This is a genomic window from Oligoflexus sp. (assembly GCF_035638955.1).
GTDB lineage: Bacteria > Bdellovibrionota_B > Oligoflexia > Oligoflexales > Oligoflexaceae > Oligoflexus.
The window spans coordinates 1-13,026 of record NZ_DASQYZ010000472.1 but is presented as its reverse complement, the minus strand read 5'-3'; the positions used below and the strand labels follow the sequence as shown (position 1 = coordinate 13,026).

Genomic DNA, 13,026 nt, shown 5'->3' with positions numbered 1-13,026 from the left:
CGTCTTCCCTGGAGAGATCGGGAAAAAGGCCGAGTAAGCCTCAGCAAGAGCCCTGGTGCCCGACCGGCCAGGGAAGCGCTGAACGCCCGAAGGCCAGGAATCTCCATCCATAGCCCTTGGCTTGGGTGGAGAGGTTTAAGTGGAGTTACATTCTCAAAGACATGGATGCTCTGATTGATCTTTTGAAAGCCACCGATGTGGATGGTGATCCGGCCAAAGGCAAAATGTGAGATCGTTCGGTGATTTATATCGCCACCGAATTTGGTCGTGACAAGGTCGCCAGCGGCACCAGTGGTCGCCACCTGAACGCTGTGGTCAAGAAAGTTTAATCAGCGGATAAAGTAGTACGCATCATCGCAGACGTCATCGTCGCTTTCAACCTGCAGGGACTTGGGGCAATCCACGACCGCCCAATTCACCCGCAGGTTGCCCAGCGCCACGGGACCAAGCTGTTCAAAAGCCTGCCTCGACAAATCCAATTGATGGGTGCTGGGACTTTTCAAATCCCCGCCACAGCAAATATCTATGGCTCGCACCACGATCGTCTTCGTTGTCCCCTGTCTTTGTACCCGAATACAGCGCGCGGCATTCTCATAAGGCCCCTGACGGCGGCCGACCTTGCCCATCGCCGGAAATTGCCGTGCAATCTGCGAGGACGCTGCCGTCACCTGCATGGCGAACGCGCGTGGATCAAGACCGAAAGCCGTTCTACATTTGGCAACGCCATCATAATTATGATACTTCGCCACGCCCCGACCACTCAGATGGACCCGACCACCTTCGCCGCTGGACCAGTCTGTGGACTGACAACCCATCAGCGGGATCAGGAGCAGGAAGGGCAAGATTTTGAACGGCATCCTGAACATACGGAGCAGCCTCCTTTGGGCTTAAGAGCGGGAAGGTCATGCCGTGCCTAGGCTCCCGACGCTGACTTTCTTTTATCCCATGTTATTCAAGGTATACAGGATTTTCTTGAAATTCTCTGGATTTGGCCGATAAGATATGTAATAGGTTACGTATCTGCCTTCGTAAACGACTCGTAGAATAAGGATGCGCGGTATGATTAAAGGTAAACCCTTTCAATGCTTGGCATTTCTTGGAATCATGATGGTGTCGGGCGCGACAATCAGCCCATCGATCACCACGGCCAAAAGCCGCATCGACAAGGCCAAAGTGATCGAAGTGATCAGCAAGGAATTCAACGACAACTATGTGTTTCCGGAAACAGCCAAAAAAATGGAATCCGCGCTGAAGAAAAATATGGAAGACGGGCGCTATAACACCATCGATGATCCGCAAGTCTTTGCGCAGAAATTGAAAGAGGACCTCATCGAGGTCAGCAAAGACAAACACATCAATGTCTTCTATATGGAAAAGGAACCCAACCGTCCGGAGCAGGGGCCTGAGGCCTTGGCCAAGGAAGTCGCCTCGATGGAAGCCACTAATTATGACTTTAAAAAGCTGGAAATCCTCAACGGCAATATCGGATATATCGATCTGCGTGGTTTCCAGCCGGCTGAATTTGGAGGCGCCACGGCGATTGCGGCCATGAATTATATGGCCAATACCCGCGCCTTGATTTTTGACCTGCGCAATAACGGAGGCGGTTCACCCTCGATGATTCAATTGCTAACCAGCTATCTGCTGAAAGAGCCCACGCATTTGAATTCATTCTATGTCCGGAAAACCGATTCCTATGAACAGTTCTGGACCCCTGCTCATGTTGAAGGCAAACGCTACCTGGATAAGGAAGTTTATGTCCTGACCAGTGGCGGCACCTTCTCGGCGGCCGAGGAATTCACCTATAACCTCAAAAATTTGAAGCGGGCTACCATTGTCGGGGAAACGACCGGTGGCGGGGCGCATCCTGTGGACCTTCACTACTTCAAAGACATTAAGTTCGGGGCGATGATCCCCTATGGTCGCGCGATCAATCCCATCACCAAGACCAACTGGGAAGGGACGGGCATCGAGCCCGACGTCAAGGTCAGCGCGGAGCAGGCGCTATCGACGGCTCATGGCATGGCTCTGCAAAACCTCATCAAAAAGACCAAGGACGCGGATGACAAAAAACGCCTGACATGGTCGCTCGAATCCCTCAAGGCCGTCCATTCTCCCTTGACTTTAAATCCTGAAACGCTGAAATCCTATGTCGGCAGTTATGGGGAACGCGCCATCGCCCTGGACAAGGATCAGCTGATTTATAGCCGAGGCTCGCGCAAAAACCGCCTGATTCCTATCGATACCGATCGCTTTGCCGTGGAAGGGGTCGACTATTTCCGCCTGCAGTTCAATCGCGATGGCAAGGGCAATCTGGTCAGCGTCAGCGGTTTGTATGATGATGGCAAGGTCGACAAGAGCGAACGCTCCAAGTAAGTTCATAAGGAAGATGCGATGACCCTGCTCAACGAACTCGGTTTTCTCAGCCTCGCCACCCGCATCAAGACTTTGGGTGAAACGATGCTGGCCGATGGTTTGCAAATTTACACCGGACTCGGCATCAATTTCCAGCCCCGCTGGTTCAGTGTCTTTTATCTGCTCCAGGAGCACCCCGAGCTGCCGGTCACCGAAGTTGCCAGTCGCATCGGTCTTTCGCATCCCGCGATCATAAAAATCGTTGAGTCCATGGAAGAGGCGGGTTTGATTGATTCAGCCCGCAACAGTCGTGATGGGCGCAAGCGCATGATCACGCTTTCCGCCAAGGGCGAAGCTTTGATTCCCGAGCTGCAACCCGTATGGAAAGCATTGGAAGAGGAGATGAAGGAACTGTTTGCGGAACGAAATATCGATATCCTGGGAGTGCTGGAATCGTTCGAACGCATTCTGCAGGAAAAACCCATTTCCAAACGAGTTCAGGAACGGTACCGCCGCAATCGGCCTTTGGACATTCAAGTGAAGCCCTATTCCAAAATGTTGGCTCCCGCTTTTAAACACTTGAATGAAGAATGGCTGACGGAATATTTTACCATTGAAGACGAAGATCGACACATGCTTGATCAACCAGAGAAAATACTCAGTGAAGGCGGCGCGATTTATTTTGCCTGCCTGGGCGACGAGGTGGTGGGAACTTTTGCGTTGGTGGCGCTGCAAAAAGGTGTGTTTGAATTGGCAAAGATGGCCGTAGCGCGTCGTCATCGCAATCGCGGGATCGGCCAGATCCTGCTCCATCATGCCCTAACCGAAGCACAAGGACTGGGTGCACGATCCTTGATTCTGCACACCAGCGCTAAACTGGAAGCGGCTAATCATATCTATGGAAAAGTTGGATTTGTGGAAGATCGTCTGACGGCTCAAACCATGAAATACCTGCGTCCATCCCGACGATTTGTGTTGGATCTGGTTCGCAGTTCGTGACTCCATCCCCGATCCCAACGGCGGGATCGGGGATATTTGCTTAAAATGCGTGAGTCCACTTGGTAAGGGCCAGAACCAGCAGCCCCAGCGCTGCGGCACACGAAGCTGCCAGATAAAAAAGCACTCCGGATGCTGTTGCCGAGTGTCGAAAGCGTTTAATCGAAAGAGGCTCAGACTTCGTACTCAGAATCACATTAGCCAAGAGTTTTTGATGCAGTTCTGTACGCATGGTCTCCTCGCAATGAATGGACTATCCAAATTATATCCCTGACGCACCCCGTACCAAACAGGAAATATAACTCCAGAACCCTACATTAATCCAGTTTTTCCTGAAAAAAACCAGTAAAAATAATTTACTAGAGGACGGTTTTGATTGCGCAAATCATTCATTTTTTTCTGCATGAATCCCCGCACCAACACTCAAAAATGGCTTCCCTTACTATGCTGGATCCGGAATAAGAAGTCAAATCGGCCCGATACTAACACCAGACCGAACATTCCCACGCTCTTTGCAAGTTATTCTTGAATTGTTTGCGGTAACGGGAAATCTGGGCCGCAACGGTTCCCACGGATGAGTGTTCCTGTTCGGCAATCTGCTCAAGGGTGAGGCCCTGTCTGACCTGCAGTATGAAGGCACTGGCCCTGGGATCCCGTGATGCTTCTGATAATTTCTCCCAGAGCAGCTGCCTGGCTTCATGCGCCGGCTGTTCATCAGGAGCTGCTATTTCATAAGCGGTCTCATCCAGACAGCGCAGATAATTATTTTTCGCTTTCGTTCGGCGGAATTCATCGATAATAAGATTTTTGAGCATGCGATGCAGGTAGGCCATCTCCATGCCGTCTGGAATAAAACGTTGCTTGCTCCAGAGGTGCAGAAAAGCTTCCTGCAGAAAGTCTTCGCTATCGGCGTCACTGCAGCCTTGCTTTTTTAGAAAGGCTCGCGCTGCTGGCGCTAAATCTTTATAAATCTTTTGCAAGTGCCGGGACCGCATCTCGATAACGTTGTTCATGGGTATATCCTCGCCTCAGTGTGGTTGGCCATGGACCTACCTTATCAAGATGGATAACGGCTCACCGCTCACCTCCCATAGAATGATATGATGTGATTTGATGGGGATAAGTAAGCCATATTTGCTTAAGATTATTCTGTACAAACCGGGATGGGTAAAGGCTTCGCCACCCTCCTGACGAGGTCATGACAAGGAGTCGTCCATGAATCCCGTGCATTACAACAAAGCAGCCTGGGATCATCAGGTTTCCATAGGCAATCGCTGGACAGTCCCCGTCAGTCCAGAAGAGGTGGCTCGGGCGCGCCTGGGCGATGTGCACATGGTTTTAACCCCACAGAAACCTGTGCCGCGCGAATGGTTTCCGACCTGGCAAGGCTGTCGGGTTCTGGCCTTGGCCTCGGGTGGGGGCCAGCAGGGACCCTTGATGGCGGCGGCCGGCGCGGATGTTACGGTCCTGGACAACTCACCCAAGCAATTGGCGCGTGATCGGGAAGTGGCTGAGCGTGAGGGTTTGACGCTCAAGACAGTCGAAGGGGATATGGCTGATCTCAGTGCATTCGCGTCCGATAGCTTTGATTTTATTTTTCATCCCTGCTCGAACGTCTTTGCTCCGGACATCAACGCGGTTTGGCGAGAGGCCTATCGGGTTTTAAGAAAAGGTGGAACCATCATCGCCGGCTTCTGCAATCCGGTTCTCTTTACCCTGGATTTGGAGCTGGAAAAACAGGGCGTGGCCACCATGCGCTATCCGATTCCCTACAGCGACCTTACCAGCCTTACGGAGGAAGAACGCGGAGCATTTCTTCCAGCTGGCGAACCGCTCGCGTTTGGTCATACCCTCGAAGATCAGATCGGAGGCCAACTACGCGCTGGCCTGGTCCTGACCGGTTTTTATGAAGATGGCTGGGATGCCGATCAAAGTCCAATCCATCGTTTTCTGAAATGCTTTATTGCAACAAGGGCTTACAAACCAGTTTAACCGTCTTGCAGCGCCCGATTGAACCATAATGCGCGCGGGCTTTACGATTCCTTTCCTTATGGAAATCGGCTATATTCGCCCCTTCAATACGGTTTTGAGGGGATTATGACACCACGCCTGCTCTTGGGATTGCTTGCTGCCATTAGCTTATGCTTGAGCTGTCATCGATTTGAAAATCATTTTGATTCTGTAGGTTCCCTATGTGGCGTGGATCCTGCGACGATTCAAAAGGACGAGCTCGTCATTAAGCTCGAAAACCCACAGGGTCAGGACCTTTCCCCCGAAAATCTGCTCACGACTCGCAGTCGCTTTGTAAGCGCAACGCGTCGCTCCCAAATGCTCGCGATCAGTCCTCGCGGCTGTGTCCGGGTTCCGGCCGAGCCCGGTGTGATTCAGGCGTTCAGCAGCGCTCAGGGATGGAGTCTGGCCCATACGTTGACACCAGCGCCCGATTCTGGACTGGTTCGATTGCCGATGCAAACATCGCCTCAGGTCACAGCCGAGCTGCAGTGTCCTGACCAGGGTTTTTATGCTCATGAGTCCTTGCCTTTTCCCTTGCGCTGGACCAGTGACGGCGCACTGCAGACGGCGCGTTTTGAAATTATTGCTGAGAATGAAAGGGAACAACGCAAGTTTGTTCTCTTCGAAAAACCTTACGGTCTGCATCTGACCGAACTGCCGCAAAACATTCGGACTGATTCACTGCCGGAAGGCTCATACCAACTCCGTCTTTCGTTTCAGGTCAGTACCGAAGGCTGGGATGTGCCGGGCGTGGTACCCAATCGCATGGAATCCTGTCCCCTTCAGGTCTTGCACCGACGCCCTGAAGTGGGCGGGCTCGACGGTTACGCCCTGGACAATCGCGTCGCGGTTTTTGCCAAAGGTCAAATCCTGCCGTGGAAAACACCCTCCGCACAAAGCGATCTGCTTTTTTGTCGAGAAAAACGCGGCCAGGATATTGATGAAAGCGGTGTCGCAGCAGCCGCTGGCGTCTGCCTTCCCCAGGCCCTGTGCCAGGACATCAAAAACTTTCAGCGCACCGGCTCCATTATTGCGGATGAACTCGGTGTCTTTGATTACTATGCTTATGCGGAAGACAGGGCGGGCAATCGTTCCTCGATCAGCTGTCAAACTCTGGTCGTGACCGACCATAAGCCCAAAATCAATCTCGTCTGGGATGAAGCGGATTGGAATAAACCGGCGGCCCAGATGAAGGCGCCTCGCGCCGATGTTCGTCTGCGCGTCGTGGGAAGTCACCCCCAGCTGGAAGATGCCGCGTTATCCACGAGCTATCAATGCAAAGCTGAATTTGTTCGGGATGATCAATCGACCCTATCCGGACGGTCGATCCAATGCACCAAGGGTCGCTGCAAAAATAAATCCATGGAAACTTTTATTCCCTGTGATGCCGAGCTTTCTCTTTCGCTGGCCGACCTGTGGCCCAACATGAAACCTGAAGGCGGCGTTCTACGCATCCTGGTCAAGGCTGATGATCGTGCTGGACATGTGGCCGAGCAAACCGCTTCCCTTGGTATCCAGCCGAAGCGTTGGCAACCCACGCGTCGCAGTGCAACGACTCTGCTGGAAGATGCATTCCAACAGTTGATCCAGGATGGCCAGGGACGCATCTTCGGCGTGAAATTCAATGTGGTCATGCTATGGAACGAAGCCGAGCAGCGCTGGACAGATCAGGGCAATCCCCTGGATGTCAACACGTCGAACCTTGTCAAACTCTGGCTTTCAGGCGAAGGTGAACTGCACTCACAGTGGCAGAAGTTTGATAGCGAAACGCAGCAGTCCTATTATTATATCTTCCGCTGGGCAGAAGCGGGATGGCAAGCTGTTCCATCGTGGGATTCGCAAAATCTACAGGACTGCCGGCAGCCGCAATCGTTTCAACGCCGGGGATTTTGGTGTGGAACGCCGACCGGCGTCGCGATCCACGAGGCTGGCACATGGACCACCGTCAACTATCCGGATTCTGCAGTCGGGGCAGCCTGCAGCGATGCAAATCAGACGCTGACTCTCGTGCGCGATCAGCAGAAAACCCTTTGGCTGTCCTGCAAGACTGCGCTCTTCCAAAAGGCGGAAGGAAACTCCATATGGACGCCTGTGGATCATGCCTTACCCTTGGTGAAAGTGGCTGCCGATGCCCAGGATAGGGTCTGGGTTTTGCGCGGTCGGGGTCGCGATGATATGCAGGTCCAGGTGATGGAAGGTGGCCAGACGCGCACATTACCGAATCCGGCGTCTTTCACGTGGATTGATATCCGGCCTCAGGATCTGGCGATCGGTCCAAAGTCCGAGATTATTTTGGGTGATGCGTACTGGGATGAAAGCCAAAGCACCTGGACGATCTTTCCCTTTTTGGCGTCAAGACGTGTCGGACAGCGCGTGATGCCAAACTTTTCCGTGAAGGGCGAACTCTACTGGGAAACCGAGCAGGGACTTCTGCAGTGGGATGGACTCGGTCTGCGGCACTGGGATTTAACGGTCCATGGCTTAATAAGATTTTCGATCGGCACACCGCTTGTGCTCAGTGACAATGGGGCTCCTTGGCTGTTGGCCAGCCCGGGCGGCTCCTATCAATTCCCCTATCAATTCCATCTCCGTAATTGGGTCTATTTTCCCAAACCCGGTGTTGTGCCCAATACATCCATTGCCGGACTTTGGATCAATGAACAAAGCGTTCCTCAGGTATATGTCCCGGCGGATGGCCTTTATACGCTGGAGTCTGCAGGTTGGAATCGATCGCTGAAGAGTCCAGGCATGGCCGATGAATCGCCTTTGGATACCGCGGTATTTGAACCTATTGTGGTCAGTCCGAATGGGGTGTACCGCTGGAATCCCGAACAGGATTGGACCCGATTGATCCACTTCCCTAGCCCAACCTGGTACTGGGGCGGCACACGTGATGCTCAGGGACGGTTTTGGGTTTATGGTGAAGGCATGTCCGTCGGCGTCATCGACGGCCAGGCGTTTCGCAAGGAAACGTTTGCACCGGATGCAGGGACCGACATCAAGGGCATTTTCCGTCAGGGTGAAGGCATTCTGATTGCCACCGATGTGGGACTGCTGAGCCGCACGGGGGATCAGCCGTGGAAGAAGACCACCTGGCAGGATTGGGGTCTTGAATCGATGGATCGGATTCGCCAGATTGATGCCGATACCTACCTCGTTTCGGTGACCGAGGGTTCATTGATCACCCAATTTTGGATCCTTGATACGAAGACCCAAACGAAAACCTCGATGGCTGTTCCCGATCAGGCCTATTTCCTGCGCAATGTCCATAAAACGCCCGAAGGTGATTATATCATCGTGCTGAAATTCGATGTCCTCCGCACCGATGGGACGACCTATACCAAGGTTTTCAGCGAAAAGGACCTTTACAGTCTGCCCACTGTTACCGGCACCTTTCTCAACATCTCTCATATGCAGGTCGATGCCAATGGACGTATTTGGTTTCAAACGGGCTATGGTGTGGTCCGTATCGATCTTTGAGGAAAGGGATAGCCTATGACACGAACGGTCTGCCTCACCTGCCGCAAGGCGGATGTGATGTGCTATTGCGAGGATATTCGGCCCTTTGCCAGCAATCCTCAGTTTGTCATTCTCCTGCATCCCAAGGAATCGCGGAAAGCCATCAATACTGGCCGAATGGCTTTTCTCCATCTCAAGAATGCTTTGCTTCTGACCGACAGCTGTTTTGATGGTAACCAGCCCCTGAAGCGATTGATCCTTGACCCAGGGAAACGGTGCCATCTGCTGTTCCCTGGGCCAGACGCCCTGGATATCGCCCATTGGAAATCTGCTTCCACGCGTGATGACCGGCAGGATGTTTTCATTATTCTCGATGCCACCTGGGCTATGGCCAAGAAAATGTATCGGCAGAGCCGCTGTCTTCAGGTCCTGCCGCAGGTCATGTTCCGACCCGAACAGCCCTCGCAGTTTCTCATTCGCAAGCAGCCTCATCCTGATTGTTTCTCCACCATAGAAACCATTCATCACATCATCGAAGTGATGGGCACCCACCCCACCGGTGAGCATCATCATTTGCTACGGGTGTTCGGAACCATGGTGCAAAAACAGATCGATTATGAAATGACGAATTCCCCATCCTGAACTTCTTTGATCGTCATAAGTACTGATTCAAAAGAAATCACCGCCCGCGATTTCCTGCAACAGAACGCTCTCCTGCACGTTACCCTTTCTGCGAGAAATGCATCCAACAGAAAGGAAAGAAACATGCGAGCGATGATCTGCGTCCTGATTCTGATGGTCCACGGCTGCGGCTCTGTACCTCAAAAACCCCTGTCCCATCCCTTGGGTTATTTCGATAGCTATGATGCGAAATGGGACGAAAGAATCCTCAGCGTGTGCTGGGAATCCGACAGCTCAGCCCGTCAGGATCTCGCCTTCCATAAAACCATCGTCCAGGAAACGGTGGCGTCTCAATACCAAAGAGTGGGATTTTATTTCACGGGCTGGGAGTCGTGCGATGGAGTGGCAAGCGCCAACATTCGTATTTGGGTCGACGCCTATACCTGGCCCAAGGTCAACGCCTTCGGTCGCCATCTCGATAATCGTTCCCGCGGTGTGGAGCTGACCTTTGATTTTCTATCGGCTGGCACCGGCTGGGGAACCGAGTGTCAAAAATCGGCAAGCGTGGCCAACTGCATTCGCAACTATGCTCTGCATGAGTTCGGTCACGTTTTGGGTCTGAAACACGAAGCGGATCGTCACGACGCCACCTGCGAGCAGAAAACCTGGTCTCCGGGGATTGAGATAGGCGGCTACGATACCCTCTCGATCATGAATTACTGCAACAATGAAGTCGATGTTCGGGCCAATCGCGTCCCCATTCTTTCTTATAATGACGTGGCGACCCTCTTGGAGGTTTATCACAAGGGAGATGCCAGCAGCACCTTTGCAGCCATCGCCTGGTCGCCCAGCACCGGCGCCCATGGCACGAGCTGGCACTGGGTGAATCAAGGCGCTGCCGATGCCACCGCCCTGGGGCACTGCGAGCAGTATGGCAACCGTCCTGGTGATTGCCGGGTGATGGCCTGGGCGCAAAACGCCTGCGCGGCTTTTGCCGTGGGCGTGAATCAAGGCTACGGTTGGGCCTGGAATAACCACAAAGAGGAGGCGAAGGATTCGGCATTGACCTATTGCCAGCAAACCGATGCCGGTTGCGAAGTCCTGGCCGCAGTCTGTTCCCAGGACTAAATTTTTACCACCTCGGATGCATCAAAATCGGGCCTCGAACGTCTTTCCAACGATTTCATTCCATCGATAATCGAGGCTTGACCATGAAACATTTTGTTATATCATCTTCGTTAGTTGCAGCTATCTGCATCCCCCTTGCGGCCTGTGGCGATTCAAGCTCGGGTTCCAAGAAGCCCGCGTTGCTAGAGGTGAAAGAGGCGCCACGTCTTAAAGCCACGATACCAAGTCTCGGTCTGCGCTCAACCCAGACGGACCCTCGCATTCTGGGAGTCTGGACTTCGGAGTGCCTTCGCGACCCCACGCATGGAAACGGCGTGAAAGTCGAATTGTCAGTGGAAAAAGATCACTTCATTCAATCCATGAACGCCTATTCGGACACTGGGTGTTCATCACGGGACTTCGAACTCAAGGCTGTGGGTAGCTATAGCATGACGGACCGAGAGTTCACTATAGTCACAGAACTCGTCTCCACGACTATGTTCAATTCTCTCATGGCCAAAGCCGCTTCGGATGCAGGAAGCTGTGGCTTCAACAAGTGGATGACGGGCATTGAATACGATGTGACCAACCTGAAGTGCCCGGCCACAGGCAGCGGCCTCACCATCACAGGCAATCAGCGCGGCACCAAATCGGTAGCGTTGTATAAAATTTCGGTGACCGTCGACGGCTACGCGCTTGACCTGGAAGGCTCGAAGTTGACCCGCAGAAAGCGCAGCGATGAAGTCACCATCCCTGTGCTCGTGACACCGCCCGTCGAGACCGCTCTTTTTGCAGACGAATATTATAAAAAGACGGAAGCCATGCTTCGCCTTAAAGGCTGCGAAATCGGCCTGGACTTTGGCATTCGCGATTGTGATAGACCGGAAGATCTGGAAGAAGCGGCTGAAATGTATGCCTTGATCGGAAATTTTGGGATTGGGATCTTGAACGACTCCCGCTTTCGGAACAACAAGGAAGCTCAAAATCTTTTGCAAAAAGGCTACTACGGAGAGCGCGAAAAAGTAACAAGTTTTGAGCCGTACAGGAGCGCTCAGGAACATCATGACGCGCAAATCGCCGAGTTTAAAAAGTTGCAACCGGCATTGACGGTATATTCATCCAGCACAATCCATGTTATAGCGGCGCAAAAAGGTTTGGAGATGCTAAAGGAAGTTGTCAAACAGGCTAGGTTCAACGAGGAAATGGCTCGCCTCAAAGTCAAAACCATATATTTTAACGAACGCTTTTACTTTGGGTTAGGCACGGCCGAACAGGGCAACTATTTGTTTTTGAATGTCCACGATTTTGCGACTTCTGCATGGACCGGAGTCCTGGCCACTCCTACACCAACCACACCCGCTCCGATTGGGTCCATCACAGGACCCCTGAGCGCCATGAAGATCACTCTGTAAGTTGCTTCACGGGAATGCCCAGCCGGGCTTTCCCTATTTCTTCAAATTCTGCACATAGTGAAAATTCACCAGCTCTTCGAACTCTTTATTGTAATCTTGCTTTTGCGCCAGCTTCCGCAAATTCACCAGCGTCTTCCGCGGAATATCGCGTGACGCCATCTGCGAAATCCAGGCTGGAATCACGCCACCGGGATTGGTCGTCACCGAAAAATCAACCCAGGTTTTTTTCCCCTCCTGATCCTCGGGCGTCATGACAATCATGGATTCCATCACAGGCATGCGGACCCGACCTGGGACCTCAGGCTTTTTCGGATGTTCAATGCTGCGCATGGCAATGGTCACATTTTTGGGGAGCGAGCTATTCGGCAATTTTTCATAGCTGATCTGGGCCTTGAGCACATAGTCCCGGGGCGTCAACGGCCAGGGTACGGACGTCACCCCATAAAAGATCTGATAGTACGGCGAGGCATCCGGGGCCCGATCGGAGTCTTTGAAATTCCGCTCGACGAGTTGGCCTTCTTCACAGTTGAAAACCCACTCCGGCATGCGATGCGGATCCGACATCAACGCGATGAGCTTGGGAATACTGGATTCCACCAATCCTACACCGCGGAAGGTAAAAATATTATCCTGGGCCTTATCGCTACGGTAAACGGTCACGCCTTCTTCAGTATTCAGGACTTCCCAACCCTTATCCACGGCTGGCGCTTTGGCCACGGCCAGAGGACTTCCGACAAACCCACTCAGTGTGATGCTCAAAAGCAGTGTGAAACGTCTCAAAGTGTGTGCCCTCGCTCAAAGAAATGCCGTCATTGGCTTTGATTGGTTATGGGCTCAGACTTTAGCACAGGGTCCACACCATTCTCCAATTCAAATCGAGCACGGGCTGCCCTTCGGAAACCGCGGTACGACTGAGAGACGGAGGATACATGACGTGGGAAAAATCCTGAAAGCCCTGCGTCAGGGCTTCCGGTACCTGAAGATTTATTCAGAGGTGGGGACCCGCTGACGGGCGTTGGGCTTGAATTTGACCTGCTTGCGAAATCGTCCATCGGCCGAAATC

The 13,026-nt window shown here is 52.7% G+C and carries 11 protein-coding genes; 7 read left to right on the top strand and 4 right to left on the bottom strand.

Annotated elements, in window-relative coordinates; all coding sequences use genetic code 11:
* Positions 1–329: 329 nt before the first annotated feature.
* Positions 330–866, bottom strand: coding sequence for a hypothetical protein (locus VE954_RS38575; protein ID WP_324963233.1), 537 nt, complete (start codon positions 864–866; stop codon positions 330–332).
* 193 nt (positions 867–1,059) lie between these two features.
* On the opposite strand from VE954_RS38575, the gene VE954_RS38570 reads away from it, so the two are divergent.
* Complete coding sequence (locus VE954_RS38570) at positions 1,060–2,376, top strand: S41 family peptidase (RefSeq protein ID WP_324963231.1); 1,317 nt, start codon at positions 1,060–1,062, stop codon at positions 2,374–2,376.
* Positions 2,377–2,394: 18 nt separating this feature from the next.
* Positions 2,395–3,354, top strand: a complete 960-nt coding sequence (locus VE954_RS38565; RefSeq protein ID WP_324963229.1) for a bifunctional helix-turn-helix transcriptional regulator/GNAT family N-acetyltransferase — start codon at positions 2,395–2,397, stop codon at positions 3,352–3,354.
* Between the two features lie 40 nt (positions 3,355–3,394).
* Here VE954_RS38565 and VE954_RS38560 read toward each other — a convergent pair whose 3' ends face one another.
* The gene (locus VE954_RS38560) at positions 3,395–3,583 is read right to left on the bottom strand and encodes a hypothetical protein (RefSeq protein WP_324963227.1); all 189 of its coding nucleotides are present in this window, start codon (positions 3,581–3,583) and stop codon (positions 3,395–3,397) included.
* 250 nt (positions 3,584–3,833) lie between these two features.
* On the bottom strand, positions 3,834–4,364 hold the full coding sequence (locus tag VE954_RS38555) for an RNA polymerase sigma factor (RefSeq protein ID WP_324963225.1): 531 nt from the start codon (positions 4,362–4,364) through the stop codon (positions 3,834–3,836).
* Between the two features lie 202 nt (positions 4,365–4,566).
* On the opposite strand from VE954_RS38555, the gene VE954_RS38550 reads away from it, so the two are divergent.
* The 5 genes from VE954_RS38550 to VE954_RS38530 all read left to right on the top strand — a co-directional run bounded on the left by VE954_RS38550 (position 4,567) and on the right by VE954_RS38530 (position 11,963).
* Positions 4,567–5,343, top strand: coding sequence for a class I SAM-dependent methyltransferase (locus VE954_RS38550; RefSeq protein ID WP_324963224.1), 777 nt, complete (start codon positions 4,567–4,569; stop codon positions 5,341–5,343).
* Between the two features lie 105 nt (positions 5,344–5,448).
* Entirely contained in the window at positions 5,449–8,844 is a 3,396-nt protein-coding gene (locus VE954_RS38545) for a hypothetical protein (protein ID WP_324963222.1), read from the top strand.
* A 15-nt stretch (positions 8,845–8,859) separates the two neighbouring features.
* Positions 8,860–9,465, top strand: a complete 606-nt coding sequence (locus VE954_RS38540) for a tRNA-uridine aminocarboxypropyltransferase (protein ID WP_324963219.1) — start codon at positions 8,860–8,862, stop codon at positions 9,463–9,465.
* A 123-nt stretch (positions 9,466–9,588) separates the two neighbouring features.
* A complete protein-coding gene (locus tag VE954_RS38535; RefSeq protein WP_324963217.1) occupies positions 9,589–10,572 on the top strand; it encodes a DUF4189 domain-containing protein in 984 nt (327 codons plus the stop codon).
* A gap of 83 nt (positions 10,573–10,655) precedes the next feature.
* Positions 10,656–11,963, top strand: coding sequence for a hypothetical protein (locus tag VE954_RS38530; protein WP_324963215.1), 1,308 nt, complete (start codon positions 10,656–10,658; stop codon positions 11,961–11,963).
* 33 nt (positions 11,964–11,996) lie between these two features.
* Here the strand turns inward: VE954_RS38530 and VE954_RS38525 are convergent, their stop codons facing one another.
* Entirely contained in the window at positions 11,997–12,743 is a 747-nt protein-coding gene (locus tag VE954_RS38525) for an START domain-containing protein (RefSeq protein ID WP_324963213.1), read from the bottom strand.
* Positions 12,744–13,026 lie beyond the last annotated feature (283 nt).

Excerpts from the sequence above, each read along its gene's own strand:
- VE954_RS38570 (WP_324963231.1), top strand. The coding sequence starts at position 1,060 with ATGATTAAAGGTAAACCCTTTCAATGCTTGGCATTTCTTGGAATCATG.
- VE954_RS38530 (WP_324963215.1), top strand. The coding sequence starts at position 10,656 with ATGAAACATTTTGTTATATCATCTTCGTTAGTTGCAGCTATCTGCATC.
- VE954_RS38565 (WP_324963229.1), top strand. The coding sequence starts at position 2,395 with ATGACCCTGCTCAACGAACTCGGTTTTCTCAGCCTCGCCACCCGCATC.
- VE954_RS38540 (WP_324963219.1), top strand. The coding sequence starts at position 8,860 with ATGACACGAACGGTCTGCCTCACCTGCCGCAAGGCGGATGTGATGTGC.
- VE954_RS38545 (WP_324963222.1), top strand. The coding sequence starts at position 5,449 with ATGACACCACGCCTGCTCTTGGGATTGCTTGCTGCCATTAGCTTATGC.
- VE954_RS38560 (WP_324963227.1), bottom strand. The coding sequence starts at position 3,583 with ATGCGTACAGAACTGCATCAAAAACTCTTGGCTAATGTGATTCTGAGT.
- VE954_RS38535 (WP_324963217.1), top strand. The coding sequence starts at position 9,589 with ATGCGAGCGATGATCTGCGTCCTGATTCTGATGGTCCACGGCTGCGGC.
- VE954_RS38550 (WP_324963224.1), top strand. The coding sequence starts at position 4,567 with ATGAATCCCGTGCATTACAACAAAGCAGCCTGGGATCATCAGGTTTCC.
- VE954_RS38575 (WP_324963233.1), bottom strand. The coding sequence starts at position 866 with ATGTTCAGGATGCCGTTCAAAATCTTGCCCTTCCTGCTCCTGATCCCG.
- VE954_RS38555 (WP_324963225.1), bottom strand. The coding sequence starts at position 4,364 with ATGAACAACGTTATCGAGATGCGGTCCCGGCACTTGCAAAAGATTTAT.